We start from the raw sequence: 16,517 nt of genomic DNA on the forward strand, positions 1-16,517 counted from the left end.
AAAACTAACGACAGGTATCAGGCGGGCCACACCCCTAACGGCCCCTATGCCGGGAGCCGGACCGGAGGGGCACCGCTATCCGGGCAGCGGGCTCCGGAAGACCTCGTCGTCGAAGGTGCGCTGTATGTACGTGAGCGCTTCCAGGAGTTCACGGGACGTCACCCTCCGGTTCCCCGAAGCCTCCGCGACGCGCCCGATCGGCAGGGCCCCGGTGGTCGCCCAGCGGAGCCGCCCGGTGCCGTCGATGAAACTGCGGGTGCGCCCCATGTTGTCGGGGTGCACGCAGTAGGGGACGTCGAGGTACCCGCGCTTGAAGGCGAGCAGGAGTGCCTGGCCCACGTCGTCGTGGAGGTTCAGCACCGCGTCGACGAGGGCCGCGGCCTCGGTGTAGGTCTGGGAGTCGGGCCGGGGGCCGCCGCCCTGCCGGTCACCCGCGCCGAGGGCCGGGACGGCGGCCTCGGCGGCCGCCACGTCCGAGGCGTACTCCAGCGCCGCGACGTTCTCCTCGATGGTGGGGATGCGCCGGGACTCCGCGACGGTCTTCACGATGATGCGTTCCGAGCCGGTCCGCGCCGCCAGCCGGGCCGCCTCGCCGAGCAACGCGTAGGAACCGGCGTCGGTGGTCGGGTACACCCCCATGTAGGTGTAGATCACCACGTGCCAGACGGTGTCCGGCAGCAGCTGCGCGCACAGGGCGCGCAGGGCGGCGACCGCCTCGACGTCCTGCTCCGGGTGGGTCTGCTGGGCGTAGCTGACCGAGATGCTGCGGATGCCGCAGCGGTGGAAGAAGAGCGCTTCCAGGGCGCTGATCGCCACCAGCAGGCTCGGCGGGCAGAGCTGCCCGAGCATGCAGCCGCCGAAGGACTCCAGGTGCGGTTCGACCCCGCTCTCGCGCAACTGCGAGAAGAGCCGGCTGGAGCGGTCCCACTCGCGGACCGACTGGTCGAGCGGGGTGCGCCCGTACGGCAGGCAGTAGGAGACGGGGCCGCCCTCGGTGGCGCTGAGGCCGGCCCGCACGAGCGCCTCGAAGATGTGGAACGGCTTCGCGGAGCCGTGCCGGACCTGCACCGGGAAGCCGGGGCCGTGCAGCCCGGCGAGGACCTCCCGGGTCTGCTCGCGGCTGTAGTTGACGATCGGGTAGCCGTTGATGCCGGTTCCCAGGCGCAGCGCCTCGTCGACCGCCGCCGTGTCCCCGACCCGGGTGTAGCTGTCGAGGGTGAGGGTGCCGACGGTGGTGGCACGGGCGTTCCTGGTGGCGGCCAGGCCGCGGCGCATCCGCGCGGGGTCGCTGAACCCCATGCGCGGCTGCACCACCAGCCGGCCCGCTTCGTGCGCGGCGCGCACGAAGCGGCCGAAGTCCGCGGGGACGATCTCCGTCCGGGCCTCGGGGGCTCCCGCCGGGACGGCGGGAGCCTTGGCGTTCTCCTCGGTCACGTGAGCGCTTTCTGCGGCAGTGTCACCAGGAAGCGCTCGAAGGAGCCCTGCTCCGTGCGGCCGTCCTCGAAGACGGCGTTGAAGCCGGCGTCCACCAGCTCCTGGAGGCGGGTCTCGTCACTGCCGCCGGAGATGCCCAGCTTGCCGCCGATCACCATCGGGGTGCGGGCCAGAGCGGGGACGGCGCGGAGCTTGCGGATGACCCGCACGCCGTCCTGGTAGCCGTGGCCGTTGACGCTGCTGATCACCACGAGGGCCGGGTCGTGCGCCCGGATCTCCGACTCCAGCAGCTCGTCCGGGACGGTCGGGCCGAGGTTGACGACCTCGTAGCCGAGCTCCTCGATCAGCAGCTGGAGGAAGACGAGGTTCCAGGTGTGGGCGTCCGAGGAGAGCCCGCTGACGATCACCGTCGCGCCCCGGCGGTCGGGGCCGGCGGGCAGGGCGGTCGTGCTCGGCCCGGCGGCGACCGCGGAGGTACCGGTCAGGGTGAGCTCGCTCATGCGTACGTCCTGACGTGTTCGATGCGGGAGACGGAGACGACCTCGGTGCCGCGCACCACGACCTCGGTCGGGGCCGGGCGGCCGAGGAACATCAGCAGGCTCGACGTGGGCCCGTAGGCGCCGGCGTTGGGGATCTCGACGACGTCGCCGCCGGCCAGCGGCGGCAGCTTCACGTCGCGGCCCAGGACGTCGCCGGGGGTGCAGAGCGGGCCGACCAGGCTGGCCTTGGTCCACTCGGCGGTGTCCGCGTCCTCCGGGTCGGGGCTGACGGCGACCGGGAGCAGGCGGCCGAGGCCGGACATGCCGCCGAAGGTGTTGATGCCCGCGTCGAGGATGACGAAGGTGCGGCCGCGGCTCTCCTTGATGTTGACCACCCCGGCGAGCAGGGTGCCGCCGTCGCCGACGAGGTAGCGCCCGGACTCGCAGGCCACCGTGGGGAACCCCTCCCGCCAGCGCGGGAAGTGCTCGTCGAGGATCTCGGTGAGCGCGGCGCGCAGCCGGGTGTAGACGGGGCGCCGGCCCGGCACCGCGTACGGGGCGGAGAAGCCGCCGCCGATGTCCAGGAACCGCGGTTCGATGCCGGTGTCGGCGAAGGTCTTGGCCGCGACGGCGACGGTGTTGCGGAACTCGCCGATGAGGGAGTCCTCGTCGCGGGCGTTGCTCAGCGGGAAGAAGTGGGCGCCGGCGAGGCGGACGCCCTGGACGGCGCGCAGCCGCGGCATCAGCTCGACGAGGGTCTCGCTGTCGATGCCGAACTGCGAGGGGGCGCCGGTCATCCGGATGCTGGTGGTGGCGCTCGCCGAGACGCTGTTGATGCGCAGGAGGGCGTCGGCGACGACATCGTGGCGCACGGCGACGGCGCCGATGTGCTCCAGGTCGGTGGCCGACTCGACGGAGAACATCCGCACGCCCTTGGCGATCGCCTCGTCCAGCTCGCCGTCGGTCTTGCCGGGGCCGGTGTAGAGGATCTCCGCCGGGTCGAACCCGGCGGTCAGGGCGGCGGTGAGCTCGCCGGTGGAGCTGATCTCCGCGCGGCAGGCGTGGTCGGAGCCCTCCCGCAGGGCCCGGAGGACCTCCGGGTGCGGGTTGGCCTTGACCGCGGCGAAGAGCTCGAAGCCCTCCGGGAGCGAGGCGAAGAGGTCGTCCCTGGCCGCCTGGACCCGGTCGAGGTCGTAGACGTACAGCGGAGTGCCGTAGCGCTCCGCGAGGTCGGCGTAACGGGTCACTTGGAGGTCCCCTCAAGAAGCTCGACGAGCTTCTTCTTGTCGTTCTTGCCGTTCTGGGTGAGCGGTATCGCGTCGACGACGTAGCAGGTGGAGGGCACCTTCTGGGCCTCCAGGCGGGCGTTGAGCTCGCGCAGGACCTCGGCCCGGCCGCGCTCGGTCTCGACGAACAGGACGAGGTCGCGCTCCCCCTCGGGGGGCAGCACGGCGGCGGCGCGCACGCCGTCGATGTCGGTGGCGGCGGACTCGATCTCGACGGTGCTCATCCGCACGCCCTTGCGCTTGAACATGTCGTCGCGCCGGCCGTCGAAGTACAGGTAGCCGTCCTCGTCGAGCCGGCCGTAGTCGCCGGTGTGCAGGCGGCGGTCGCCGGTGACGGGGTCGGTGCGGAACGCCCGGGCGGTCTGCTCGGGGTTGCGCCAGTAGCCGGGCATGACGTGGGGGCCCACGGCGACGATCTCGCCGGTCTCCCCGGCGGGCAGCTCGCGGCCGTCCTCGTCCAGGATGAGCACCTCGGTGCCGGGCAGCGGCAGGCCGACCGCGTCGGGACGCTCGCGCTCCTGCTCGGGCGGCATGACGGTGATGCGCTTGCACTCCGTCTGCCCGTACTGGCGGACCACCCGGCAGCCGGGGAACTTGGCCCGCAGCGCGTCGATGGTGGCCTGCGGCAGTGCGGCGCCGGTGTTGGTGAAGAGCCGGACCTTCGGCGCCGGGTCGTCCTCGCGCTCGGCGAGGCGCACGATCATCGCGGCCAGCGAGGGCACGATCGGCACGATGGTGGCCCCGGACTCGCGGATGCGGCGCAGCAGCACCAGGTCCGAGGCGCCGTCGGCGAGGACGATCTCGGAGCGGCCGAGGACGGAGAGCAGGACCTTGTAGAGGCCGTAGTCCCAGGAGATCGGGAAGCGGCAGAAGACCACGTCGTCCGGGCGGTAGCCGATGACCTGTTCGATGGCCGCGGACGCGAAGGTGATCTGGGCGTGCGGGCAGATCACCGCCTTGGGGGCGGCGGTCGAACCCGAGGTGTAGACGAGGACGGCCACGTCGTCCGGTTCGACCGCGGCGTGCTCGGTGCGGGCGCCGGCCTCGGTGTACTTCTCGATCTCGGTCCAGACCGAGTCCTGGTCGCGGACGACGGCCCCGGTGAGGGTTTCGACGTTCTCCGCGGCGGCCGCGGTCACCAGCACCAGGGCCGGCTCCGCGTTCTCCAGGACGGGCCCGAGGTGGAAGTTCTTCATCCCCGGGTTGAGCGGGACGAAGACGACGCCGCGCATGGCGGCGCCGAAGAACATGGCGACCAGTTCCCTGGTGGTGGGGACCTGCACCACGAGCCGGTCGCCGCGGCGCAGGCCCTGGTCGGCCAGCCAGGCGGAGAACGCCTGGGCGTGGGTGTCCAGCTGCTCGTACGTCCAGCTGCCGGCGGTGTCGCTGACGGCCGTCGAGCCGGCCGAGTCGGCCACCGCTTCGGCCAGCAGTTCATGAACGAGTCCGGTGCGGCCGGAATTCCCCGCAGCGGTTATTTCTGCGGTTATTCGATCCCCGTAGGAAAGGGTGTCCAACGCCATTCTCCTGTCGCCGAATCCGGGACCCGCGCCGGCCGGGCAAATCGGCCGGCGCGGACCTCGAATGGGGGATTCAATCCCCAACGACGCTACTTAGCGGAGGGCCGGACACACCACCCCTAGTTCCCCCTACTGCCGCCGGCTTCTTTACCTGCGGCAATCAGGGCGACCGCGCGAATCCTCAGTTCCTTGCGGTCGACTTTCCGGTTGGCGTTCAGCGGCAATTCACCGAGCAGTACATACCGCTTGGGCAGGAGCCCTTGCGGAATGATCTCTCCCAGTTGTTTCGCGAACGCGGCGGGGCGGACCGCCTCGGGGCCGGTGTAGAAGACGACGAGCTGGGTGCCGTCGTCCGTCACCGCGTCCACCGTTACGGCCTCCGTGACGCCCTCGACGGTGCTCAGCGCGTGGTCGATCTCGGCGAGCTCGACCCGCCAGCCCTGGAGCTGGACCTGCGCGTCCATCCGGCCGAGGTAGGCGAGCTGGCCTGCGGCCGGATCACCGACCCGCCGGACCCGGTCGCCGGTGAGGTACCAGGTCCGGCCGTCGCGCTCGACGAAGCGGCCGGCGGCGTCGGAGGGGTCGAGGTAACCGGGGGCCATCTGCGGTCCGGAGATGCAGAGTTCGCCCTCGTCGGGCACCACCCGGCCGTCCGCGTCCAGCAGGGCGTACTCGTGGCCCTCGTGGACGGCCCCGATCGGCACCACGCCGTTGACGGCCAGGCCCGGCGAGAGCTGCGGGTCCCAGCGGTGGGCGGCGATGGTGACGGTGAACTCGGTGGGGCCGTACAGGTTCTCGACGACCGAGCCGGGTGCCGCCTGCTGCCAGTCGGCCGTGTCCTGGCACTTCAGCGCCTCGCCGGCGAAGAAGCTCCAGCGCAGGCCGGACAGCGCGCCCGGGGTGAGGGCGCCGGTGCGGCGGGCCAGCGAGATGCCGCTGGGGGTGGAGAACCACACCGTCATCCGGTGCTCGGCCAGGTAGCCGGGCAGGTCCCGGTAGCCCTGGGGCGGCACCCAGTGGGCGGTCGCCCCGGCGCCCCAGGCGCAGAACAGGTCGAACAGCGAGCAGTCGAAGTTCAGGTCGAACGTCTGGGAGAACACGTCGTCCGGGCTGAAGTCGTAGCGCCGGTCGAGCAGGTCGAAGTAGTGCGCGGTGTTGCCGTGGGTGAGCGGCACGCCCTTGGGCCGCCCGGTCGAGCCCGAGGTGAACAGCAGGTAGGCGCGGTCCTCCGGGGCGACGGCGACGGGCGCGTCGAGCGCGTGCCGGCCCTGGACGTCGACCCGGCGCAGGCCGGTGCCCAGCACCGCGTCGTCCGGGACGAGCACCGGGACGTCGCTCCCGGGCCCGAGCAGTCCGGGCAGCGCGGCGCTGCCCGGACCGTCCGCGATGACCGCCGACAGCGGCGCCGCGTCCAGCATCGCCCTGGTCCGGGCCTGCGGGAAGTCGGGCCGCAGCGGCACCACGGCGGCGCCCGCGTAGAGCGCCGCCAGGATGCCGGTGTAGGCGGTGACGCCCTTGCCCGCGAGGACGCCGACGGCCGCGGGCCGCCCGTCCGTCGCGGCGAGCAGCGAGCCGGCCCAGCGCAGGGCCAGCTCGTGGGTCTGCTCGTACGTGCGCGTCTCGGCCCCGGCCCGGAACGCCGCGCGCTGCGGCGAGAGGGCCAGACCGCGCAGGAACCGCCCGGCGAGCGTGTGCGCAGACGGCCCGGCCATCACGCGGCCGGCTGGAGCAGCGAGGAGAGCGCCGCCCACAGGACGCCCGGCGACCGGAAGGTCTCCAGGCTCAGCGCGTCGTCCTGGAAGCGCACGTCGTAGGCGTTCTCCAGCGAGGCCAGCAGCTCGACGGTGCCGAGGGAGTCGAGGCCGAGGTCACGCAGCGGCGTGTCGGCCTCGAGCTTCTCGTCCTCGTCGAGGAACGGCAGGTAGGTGAGCAGGATCTCTTCGAAGGTCTCGTCCCACATGGGTGGTCTCCCTGGTCGGTGAGGTGGAGGCGGATGAGGGGGGTGCCGGGCGGTGCCCGGGTGGAACGGGCTCAGGCCGCGTCCGCCGCCGCCCGGCGGGCGCGGGAGCGCGGACGCATGGCGGCGGCGGGCGAGGCCGCGACGACCTCGAAGTTGTCGCGGGTCACCGGGACGCGGCCGAACAGCGAGTCGGGCCCCGACACGCAGACCCTGCTCACGCCGAGGTCCTTCAGCGAGGCGACGACCGCCGGCCACCGCATCGGCGTGACGAAGCTGTCGAGCAGCATGGCGCGCACCTCGGCGGCGGTCGTCAGGACCCGGCCGTCCTGGTCCGCGACCACCGGGAGCTTCGGGTCCTGGAACGCGAGCCGGCCGAAGACCTCCTGCTCGACCCGGTCCCGGAGCGCGCCGAAGGCCGTGCAGTGCACCGGGGGCCGCATCGTGTAGAGCGACATGCCGCCCAGCGAGCGCAGCCTCGGCAGGAACCACTCCAGGCTCGGCTCGCGCATCGACACCATGTGGAAGTCGTGGTCGACGTAGCACGACACCTCGTGGAACTCGCCGCGCTCGTCGAACTCGGTGAACAGCTCCTTCAGTTGCTCCTGCGGGGTGCGCAGGAAGGAGTGCGTCACGACGTCCTGGTGCTCGGTGCGGAACCAGTCCTCCATGCAGCGGGCGACCTCGGCCGTCATCACGACGGCGTCCTCGAAGGAGAGCGCGCCCGAGTACGCGGCGAGGACCTTCTCGCCGAAGCTGGGGCCGGTGCACACCTCGGGCACGAAGCCGAGCTGTCCGGCCGCCCACTCCGCGGAGGCCAGGCAGTTCACCAGGAAGGCCACCTGGGAGGCCTCCGAGTAGTCGCCGCGGTCCTGGTCGTCCCGGAACCGGTCGAGCAGGTCGTAGCCGAGCGCCTCGTCCGCCCGCGCCACGAGCTCGCGGGCGGCCGGGTTGATCAGCATGAACTTGCCGACCTCGGTGAAGGGGGAGGCGCTCATGCCGGGGAAGACGATCGCGGTCTCCGCTCTGATCGCGGTGTCCGCTCTTGTCACGGTGTTCATGGAGGTACCTCTCAGGCCTCTGGGGCCAGTTGACGGCCGGTCTCTGCGTCGGTGACCGTGATGGCGAGGGCCGGACAGGTCTCGGCCGCGTCGAGCACCGCCTGGTCGGGGCCGACCGTGCCGGCCAGCGCGACGGCCTTGTCGGCTTCGTTCATGACGAAGTGACGCGGCGCCGCGGCCACACACATCGACGAGCCGATGCAGGCGACCGTGTCGACGGTGATGTTCCAGCGTGTTCCGGGCAGTTCGCTCACCAGGTCACCCGCAGACCGAGCGGGCCGCGCACCAGGCCCTGCTTCCAGGGGACGCTCTCCGGATCGTCGGCCAGGGCCAGCTCCGGGAAGCGCCGCACCATCGTGCCGAGCATCACCTGAAGCTCCAGCCGGGCGAGTTGGGCGCCCACGCAGTGGTGCGCGCCGTGCCCGAAGGCGATGTGCGGGTTGTGCTCACGGGTGATGTCCAGCCGCTCCGGGTCGGCGAAGACCGCCGGGTCGCGGTTGGCCGCCGACAGCGACGGCAGCAGGTACTCGCCCGCGCGGACCGTCGTGCCCCGCAGCTCCACGTCCTCCCTCGCGCAACGGGGGAAGAGCGCGGCGGAGTTGAACGGGATCCAGCGCAGCAGCTCCTCGACCGCCCGCGGCACCAGCGCCGGGTCCTCGCGCAGCAGGGCGAGCTGGTCGGGGTGGGTGAGGATCGCGTACAGGAAGTTCGGGATCTGCGAGGAGGTGGTCTCGGCGCCGGTGGTGATCAACCCGACGATGTGGGTGGCGAGTTCCTCCTCGCTGAGGCGCTGCCCCTCGTCCCGGGCGTCGACCATGATGCCGACCAGGTCGTCGGTGGGGTTGGCCCGGCGGGTCGCCACCAGCTCGGCGACGTACCCGAACAGCGCCTCGAAGCCCTCGCGGACGGAGTCCTCGCTGCCCTCGGCCGTGGACATGATGGCCTGGGACCACTCCTTGATGTTCTGCTGGTCCTTGTCCTCCAGGCCCATCAGCTTGCCGATGACCGCCGAGGGGATCTGGAAGGCCAGCGACTCGACCACGTCGAAGACGCGGTCCCCGGAGCCGGCGACCAGGTCGTCGAGCAGCCCGTCGACGGTCTGCTGGGTCGCCTCCCGCATCGTCTCGACCCGGCGGGCGGTGAACACCTTCGCCATGATCTTGCGGACGCGGGCGTGGTCGGGCGGGTCCATGCCGAGCAGACCGGTGCCCGAGACGTCGACCTCGCGCAGCCGGGGCGGGTCGCCGGCGTTCGCGAGCTCCCGGCTGAACCGGGGGTCGCTCATCACCAGTCGCACGTCCGCGGCCCGGGTGACGAGCCAGCCGGGCTCGCCGAACGGCATCCGCACCCGGCTCAGCGACTCCTCGGCGCGCAACTGCGCGTAGGCGGGGTCGAGCTCAAGGGCACGGGCAGGACTGAACGGGTACGCGTGTACCCGTGATGTGCTCGCCGTCATCCACGACCTCCGGGTGGTATCTCGTCGCCGGGGGGCAGCCCGGCGCCGGGGAGCAGTCCTTCGAGGTAGCCGAGCAGGATCTCCTTGAACCGCTCGGGCTCCTCCAGGTGGGGGAGGTGGCTGGAGTCCTCCAGGATCTCCCAGCGGACCTCGGGGATCCGGTCGAAGTACGGCTGCACCGTGGCCGGCGTGGCCTCGTCGTGCCGACCCGTGACCAGCAGGGTCGGCACCTTGATGCGGTCCAGCTCGTCCTCGACGGACCAGTCCTTGAGCGTCCCCACCACGTGGAACTCGTTGGGCCCGTTCATGGTGTAGTAGACGGTCGGGTCGTCGTAGATCTCCATGAAGGAGGCGACGAAGTCCCGTGGCCAGGGCACGACCCGGCAGACGTGGCGGTCGTAGAAGACCCGCATCGCCGCGAAGTACTCCTCGTTGTCCGTCGTGCCGGCCGCCTCGTGGTGGCGCAGCGTCTCCTGGATGTCCGCGGGCAGGGCGGCCCGCAGCACCTCCATCTCCTGGAGCCACAGGACGTAGGAGGCGGGCGAGTTGGCGATGACCAGCCCCCGCAGGCCGGCCGGCTGCTCGGCCGCGTGGGAGGCACCGAGGATGCCGCCCCAGGACTGGCCGAACAGGATGTAGTCGTCCGCCACGTTCAACGTGTTGAGCAGGTTGTCCAGTTCGTCCTTGAAGAGCTGGACGGTCCAGAAGTCCTTCCCCCGGTCAGGGAGATGGGTGGAACCGCCATTGCCGATCTGGTCGTAATGGATGACCGGCCAGCCGGCGTCGGCGAGTTCGGTGAGCGCCAGCAGGTAATCATGGGTACTGCCGGGGCCCCCGTGCAGTACCACCACCGGGGGCCTGCCGGAAGTCAGGTCCCCGGTCACGCGGTACCAGGTCTTGTATTTCCCGAAGGAAACAACACCCTTGGCACTCGGCGGTCTAGACATCGTTGTATTCCTCTCCGATTTGTCCGGCGAAATTACCCACCTCCGGGCTGAACTGCCTGGGTCCACCGGGGAGGACGTGCCCGTACTGACGGCGTCACGGGACCTGTGTCCTGTGGACGCACGCTATACGAGCCGCCTTCCCCGGACAGACCCCTAAGCAGCCCCTACGAACCCCAGAGCCCGGCAATTCCTCAACGGCCGGACGCAAACTGACGGCACGTCACCGACACCCAGTCCTCGACGACCGCGGCAGCGTCCGCCGCATAGGCCTCGATGATGGTGAAGTGCGTACCCGGAATCTCGGTGAGGGTGTGCGTGGTCGGCCAGACCGCCCGCCACTCCTCCTCACCGGCCTTGGGTACGGCCACGAAGGACTCCGTGGGCCGTACGAACAGCACCGGGGTCTTCATCTCGGCGGGCCGCAGACCGCCGATCAGTTCGACGTAGCGGCCCATGGCGCCCAGGCGGGTCACGTTGAACCCCCCGAAGTCGTCCTCCCGGTCGAACATGCCGACCATCATCTGCCCCCAGAACCCGTGCGACTGGTTGTCGTCGTCGCCGGTGTTCGGCAGGTAGGAGTCGAGGAGCACCACCCCGGCCGCGGGGGTCCCCGCGGCCTCCAGGTGTTCCGCCGCGGCGTGCGCGAACTGCCCGCCGGACGAGTAGCCGACGATCACGAACGGCTGCCCGTCGGCCGCCTGGAGGATCTGCGCGGCGAAGGCCTCCACGGCCGCCGCCGCGGTCGCCGGCAGCCGGTCGTCGGCGTGGAAGCCGATCACGGGCAGGGCGACCACGTCCCGCACGTCGCGGAAGCCCGCCGCGAACCTGGCGTACTGCTGGGCGCCGCCCATCGCCATCGGCGACGGCAGGCAGACCAGCGCCGGGCCCTGCGTCCCGCGCGCCAGCCGCACCGGCTCGGGGAGCGCCGGGCCCTGACCGCCCTCGGCGGCCGCCTTCTCCAGGTCGGCCAGCGAGTGGAACCAGGGCCGGATGTGCCCGGCCGCCTTCAGCAGCCGGATGCCGCCCGGCAGGTTCTCGTTGAGGACCGCCTGGCGGAACAGGCCGCGGAAGGACTCCGGGTCCTCCCCCGGGCTCTCCGCGGCCGCCGCGGCCGGGCCGGGCCGCGCGGCCCGCTCTCCGACGGCGGCCAGCCGCTCGCGCAGGTGGGCGGCGAGCGCCACCGGGTTGCGGTGGTCGAACAGGGCGCTGGTGGTCAGGTCCGCACCGGTCGCCTTGTTCACCACGTTGCGGATCTCCGTCGCGGACAGCGAGTCCACGCCGGCCTCCAGGAAGTCCCGCTCCGGCTCCACCTCGTCCGCCGAGGCGTAGCCGAGGACGACGGCCGTGCGGCTCAGCACGACGCCCAGCAGGATCCGCTCCTGCTCGGCGGCGTCCAGAGCGGCGAAGTCGGCCGGCAGACCGCCCGTGGCGCCCGCCCCCTGGGACCGGCGCACCGGCACCCGCACCAGCTCGCGCAGCACCGCCGGCACGTCGATCACGGACGCCATGGCCCTGATCGGCGCCGTGTCGAGCCGCACCGGCATCAGTGCGGCCCGGTCGGCGCGCAGCGCCGCGTCGAAGAGCTCCAGGCTCTCGTCGGTGGAGAGCGGCAGGATGCCCGAGGCCGCGAGGCGCTGCCGGTCGGCCTCGCTGATCGACTCGGCCATGCCGAGGGTCGCGCTCCACAGGCCCCAGCCGAGCGAGACGGCGGCCAGGCCGGCGGCCCTGCGCCGCTGCGCAAGGGCGTCCAGGAAGGCGTTGGCCGCGGCGTAGTTGGCCTGCCCCGCGCTGCCCATGGTGCCGGCCAGCGAGGAGAACAGGACGAACGCGGCCAGGCCGGCGTCCCGGGTCAGCTCGTCCAGGGCCACGGCGGCGTCCACCTTCGGACGCATCACCCGCTCCAGCCGCTCGGGGGACAGCGTGGCGATGGTGCCGTCCTCCAGCACGCCGGCCGAGTGCACCACGGCGGTCAGCGGGTGCGCGGCCGGCACCGCGGCGAGCAGCCCGGCCAGGGCCGAACGGTCGGCGACGTCGCAGGCGGCGAGGGTGACGCCCGCGGCGCCCGCCTCGAGCAGCTCGTCGCGGAACTCCACGGCGCCCGAGGCGTGTTCGCCGCGGCGGCTGACCAGCAGCAGGTGCCGCACGCCGTGCGCCGTCACCAGGTGCCGGGCGACGACCCGGCCGAGCCCGCCGGTGCCGCCGGTGATCAGCACGGTGCCCTCGGGGTCGAACACGGGCGTCCCGCCGTCCGCGTCGATCTGCGACGCCCGGCGCAGGCGGGGGGCCAGCAGCCGGCCTGCGCGGACCGCGAGCTCGGGCTCGTCCAGGGCCACCGCGGCCGCCAGCAGGCGCGGCGCGGTCCCGGCGATCTCGGCGTCGACCGTGGTGAAGCGGCCCGGGTACTCCTGGTGCACGGAGCGCAGCAGGCCCCAGACCGGGGTCTCGGCGAGCCCCGGCACGGCCTCGTCGGCGGAGACCGCCACCGCGCCCTCGGTGAGGACCAGCAGGCGGGAGGCGTCGAGGCGCGGGTCCACGACCCAGCGCCGGAGGACCTCCAGGGTGTACCGGGCCGTCGCGTGCGCGTGCTCCGCGGTGCCCGCGCCGGCCGCCGGCGGCTGCCGCAGGACGACCACCTCGGGAACGGCGTCACCCGCGTCCAGCGAAGCGGCCAGCGCGTCGAAGTCCGGATGCACCGGCGTGCCGGCCCCGAGCGCGGGCACGTCGCCGCCCAGCACGGCCCAGCCCGCCGTACCGGCAACGGACTTGGGCGTGGGGACGACCAGCCAGTCCAGCTGGAACAGCGCGTCGCCGGTGCCGGACGGCCTCAGCCCGCCGGCCGGCACCGGGCGCACGGCCAGGGAGCCGATCGAGGCCACCGGGCGGCCCTCGCCGTCGGCCAGGTCGAGCGTCACGGCGCCCGGCTCGTCCGCCGCCCGGACCCGCACCCGAAGGGCGGTCGCGCCGGTCGCGAAGACCTCGACGTCGGACCAGGCGAACGGCAGGCCGCCGTCGCCCACGGCCGGGGACAGGCCCACCGCGTGCAGGGCCGCGTCGAAGGCGGCCGGGTGCAGGGAGAAGGACTCGGCGTCGGCCTGCGCGCCGTCCGGCAGGACGACCTCGGCGAACACCTCGTCGGCCAGCGTCCAGGCGGCGCGCAGCCCCTGGAAGACCGGCCCGTAGACCAGACCGCTCTCCGCCAGGTCCGCGTACAGCTGCGCCACGTCGGCGGGCTGCGCGCCCGGCGGCGGCCACGCGGCGCCGTCGGCGGCCGGCGCGCCGTGGGCCGCCGCCACCACACCGGTGGCGTGCCGCGTCCACTCGGTACCGTCCTCCGCGTCGCCGGCCCGTGCGTACACCCGGGCCTCGCGCTCGCCGTCCTCGTCCGCGCCGGTGAGCACCACCTGGAGCACGACGGCGCCGCTCTCGGGCAGCACCAGCGGGGCGGTCAGGGTCAGGTCCCGGATCCGCTCGCAGCCGACCTGCCGGCCCGCCCTGAGCACCAGGTCGGCCATGGCCGCCCCCGGCAGCAGGACCGTGCCCGCGACCGTGTGGTCGGCGAGCCAGCGGTGGGTGTCCAGCCCGATCCGCCCGGTCAGGACCAGCCCGTCGGAGTCGGGGAGTTCGACGCCGGCCCGCAGGAACGGGTGCCCGGCATCGACCTGTCCGAACGCGGCCGCGTCGCTCAGGTCGGCCGCCGCGTCGAGCCAGAAGCGCTCGTGCTGGAAGGCGTAGGTCGGCAGGTCGGTGCGGCGGGCGCCGGTGCCGTCGAAGAGGGCCGTCCAGTCGACGTCCACGCCGGCCTCGAACAGGGCGGCGAGGGCGGCCAGCAGGACCGGGGCCTCGTCGCGGCCCTTGCGCAGGGCGGGCACGATCAGGGCGTCGCCGGGCCTGTCCAGGCAGGCGGGGGCCATGCCGGACAGGATTCCGTCGGGGCCGAGCTCCAGGTAGCGGGTGACGCCGGCCTCCTCCAACGCCCGGATGCTGTCGGCGAAGCGGACGGCCTGGCGGACGTGGCGCACCCAGTAGTCCGGGTCGCACAGCTCCTCGCCGGCGGCGATCCGGCCGGTGACGTTGGAGACCACGGCGGCCCTGGGCTCAGCGAAGGAGAGGCTCCGGACCACGGCCCGGAAGTCCTCCAGCATCGGCTCCATCAGCGGCGAGTGGAAGGCGTGCGAGACGGGCAGCTGCCTGACGGCGACACCCTTCGCCTCCAGCCGCTCCACCACCTCCCGGACCGCCTTCCCGGCACCCGAGATCATGACGGAGTCGGGGCCGTTGACGGCCCCGATGCCGATCTCGGCCTCCCGGCCCTCCAGCAGCGGGAGCACCTCGGCCTCGGAGGCGCGGACGGCGACCATCACGCCGCCGGCCGGCAGCGCCTGCATCAGCCGGCCGCGCGCGGCGACCAGCTTGCAGGCGTCGGCCAGCGACAGCACCCCGGCGACGTGCGCGGCGGCGACCTCGCCGACCGAGTGGCCGGCCAGGAAGTCCGCCCGGACACCGAGCGACTCGACCAGGCGGTACAGCGCCACCTCGACGGCGAACAGCGCCGTCTGCGTGTAGACCGTGTCGTCCAGCGAACCGCCGTCGCCGTCGATCACCTCGCGCAGCGAGACGCCGAGCTCGGCGTCCAGCAGCGCGCACACCTCGTCCAGCGCGGACGCGAACACCGGGAAGGCCCCGGCCAGTTCACGCCCCATGCCGACGCGCTGCGAACCCTGCCCGGTGAACAGGAACGCCGTGCGGCCGCTCCGCAGCTCCGGGGAGCCGCCCTCGGCCACCGCGGCCAGGGCGGCCAGCAGCTCCTCGCGCGTCGAACCCAGCACCACCGCGCGCCGGTCGAACACCGTCCGCGAGGACGCCAGCGAGAGGCCGACGTCCGGCAGGCGGGGGGCGTCGGCGGCGACGAACGCGTGCAGGCGGTCCGCCTGGGCCCGCAGGGCCTCCTCCGTGCGGCCGGAGAGCGCGAACGGCACCGGCACGCCCGACGGCCAGCCCGCACCCGGCTCCTCGGCGGCCTCCTCGGCCGCCGGCGCCTCCTCCAGGATCACGTGCGCGTTGGTCCCGCTGATGCCGAACGAGGAGACGCCGGCCCGGCGCGGCGCACCGTCCTTCCGCTCCCACGGCTGTTCCCGCGTCAGCAGCTCGACGTCGCCCGCCGTCCAGTCCACGTGCGAGGACGGCGCGTCCACGTGCAGCGTCCTCGGCAGCACCTCGTGCCGCAGCGCCTGGACCATCTTGATGACCCCGGCGACGCCCGCCGCGGCCTGCGTGTGCCCCAGGTTCGACTTCACCGAGCCCAGCCAGAGCGGGCTGCCCTCCGGCCGGTCCTGGCCGTACGTCGCGAGCAGGGCGTCCGCCTCGATCGGGTCGCCCAGCGTCGTACCCGTCCCGTGCGCCTCCACCACGTCGACGTCGGCCGGCGCCACCGCGGCGTCGGCCAGCGCCGCCCGGATCACCCGCTGCTGCGAGGGGCCGTTCGGCGCCGTCAGGCCGTTGCTCGCACCGTCCTGGTTCACCGCCGAACCCCGTACCACCGCCAGGATGCGGTGGCCGTTGCGCCGGGCGTCCGAGAGGCGCTCCACCAGGAGCACGCCGACGCCCTCGGCGAAGCCGGTGCCGTCCGCCGCCTCGGCGAACGCCTTGCAGCGCCCGTCGGGTGCCAGCCCGCGCTGGCGGCTGAACTCCACGAAGGTGCCCGGGGTCGCCATCACGGTGACACCGCCGGCCAGCGCGAGGTCGCACTCGCCCCGGCGCAGCGCCTGCACGGCCAGGTGCAGGGCGACCAGCGAGGACGAGCACGCGGTGTCCACCGACACCGCCGGCCCCTCCAGGCCGAAGGCGTAGGCGACCCGGCCGGAGACGATGTTCCCGCTGCCGAAGCTGTTCGGGTAGTCGTGGTACATCACGCCGGTGAAGACGCCCGTCCGGGTGCCCTGGAGCGTGGCCGGACGGATCCGGGCGTGCTCCATCGCCTCCCAGGAGGTCTCCAGCATCAGCCGCTGCTGCGGGTCCAGGCCGGCCACCTCGCGCAGGCCGATGCCGAAGAACCTGGCGTCGAACTCCCCCGCGTCGTGCAGGAAGCCGCCCTGGTCGCTGTAGCTGGTGTTGGCCCGCTCGCTCTGCGGGTCGTGGAGCCGTTCGAGGTCCCAGCCGCGGTCGGCGGGGAAGCGGCTGATGCCGTCCCGGCCGTCCCGGACGAACTCCCAGAGCTCGTCCGGGCCGGCCGCGCCGCCGGGGAAGCGGCAGGCCATGCCGACGATCGCGATCGGCTCACGCGTGGCCGTCACGAGCTTGCGGTTCTGCTCCCGCAGGCGCTCGGTCTCCTTCAGCGAGGACCGCAGTGCCTCGACCAGCTTCGAATCGTTCTGGCCCAT

At 73.1% G+C, this 16,517-nt stretch carries 11 protein-coding genes; all 11 read right to left on the reverse strand.

Features of this window, described 5'->3' with window-relative positions; genetic code table 11:
• Positions 1–75 precede the first annotated feature (75 nt).
• The 11 genes from ACFC1F_RS08130 to ACFC1F_RS08180 all read right to left on the reverse strand — a co-directional run bounded on the left by ACFC1F_RS08130 (position 76) and on the right by ACFC1F_RS08180 (position 16,517).
• Complete coding sequence (locus ACFC1F_RS08130; protein WP_376156563.1) at positions 76–1,371, reverse strand: methylaspartate mutase; 1,296 nt, start codon at positions 1,369–1,371, stop codon at positions 76–78.
• Between the two features lie 59 nt (positions 1,372–1,430).
• Entirely contained in the window at positions 1,431–1,934 is a 504-nt protein-coding gene (locus ACFC1F_RS08135; protein ID WP_209413533.1) for a cobalamin B12-binding domain-containing protein, read from the reverse strand.
• Positions 1,931–3,160, reverse strand: coding sequence for a type III PLP-dependent enzyme (locus tag ACFC1F_RS08140; RefSeq protein ID WP_376156504.1), 1,230 nt, complete (start codon positions 3,158–3,160; stop codon positions 1,931–1,933). The genes ACFC1F_RS08135 and ACFC1F_RS08140 overlap by 4 nt, the downstream gene beginning before the upstream one ends.
• Positions 3,157–4,632, reverse strand: coding sequence for an AMP-binding protein (locus ACFC1F_RS08145; RefSeq protein WP_376156564.1), 1,476 nt, complete (start codon positions 4,630–4,632; stop codon positions 3,157–3,159). Before ACFC1F_RS08145 ends, ACFC1F_RS08140 begins: the two co-directional genes overlap by 4 nt.
• Before the next feature lie 206 nt (positions 4,633–4,838).
• A complete protein-coding gene (locus ACFC1F_RS08150; RefSeq protein ID WP_209413536.1) occupies positions 4,839–6,431 on the reverse strand; it encodes an AMP-binding protein in 1,593 nt (530 codons plus the stop codon).
• A complete protein-coding gene (locus tag ACFC1F_RS08155) occupies positions 6,431–6,679 on the reverse strand; it encodes a phosphopantetheine-binding protein (RefSeq protein WP_148643474.1) in 249 nt (82 codons plus the stop codon). The genes ACFC1F_RS08150 and ACFC1F_RS08155 overlap by 1 nt, the downstream gene beginning before the upstream one ends.
• Positions 6,680–6,750: 71 nt before the next feature.
• Positions 6,751–7,737: an ACP S-malonyltransferase gene (locus ACFC1F_RS08160; RefSeq protein WP_376156507.1), complete on the reverse strand. Its 987-nt coding sequence runs from the start codon at positions 7,735–7,737 to the stop codon at positions 6,751–6,753.
• Positions 7,738–7,748: 11 nt separating this feature from the next.
• Positions 7,749–7,991, reverse strand: a complete 243-nt coding sequence (locus ACFC1F_RS08165) for a ferredoxin (RefSeq protein ID WP_307853212.1) — start codon at positions 7,989–7,991, stop codon at positions 7,749–7,751.
• A complete protein-coding gene (locus ACFC1F_RS08170) occupies positions 7,988–9,193 on the reverse strand; it encodes a cytochrome P450 (RefSeq protein ID WP_376156509.1) in 1,206 nt (401 codons plus the stop codon). The genes ACFC1F_RS08165 and ACFC1F_RS08170 overlap by 4 nt, the downstream gene beginning before the upstream one ends.
• Positions 9,190–10,140 (reverse strand): proline iminopeptidase-family hydrolase, encoded by a 951-nt coding sequence (locus ACFC1F_RS08175; protein ID WP_209413538.1) that lies wholly within the window; start codon positions 10,138–10,140, stop codon positions 9,190–9,192. Before ACFC1F_RS08175 ends, ACFC1F_RS08170 begins: the two co-directional genes overlap by 4 nt.
• 191 nt (positions 10,141–10,331) lie before the next feature.
• Positions 10,332–16,517: a type I polyketide synthase gene (locus ACFC1F_RS08180; protein WP_376156511.1), complete on the reverse strand. Its 6,186-nt coding sequence runs from the start codon at positions 16,515–16,517 to the stop codon at positions 10,332–10,334.

The organism is Kitasatospora sp. NPDC056181 (genome assembly GCF_042266225.1).
Taxonomy (GTDB): Bacteria; Actinomycetota; Actinomycetes; order Streptomycetales; family Streptomycetaceae; genus Kitasatospora.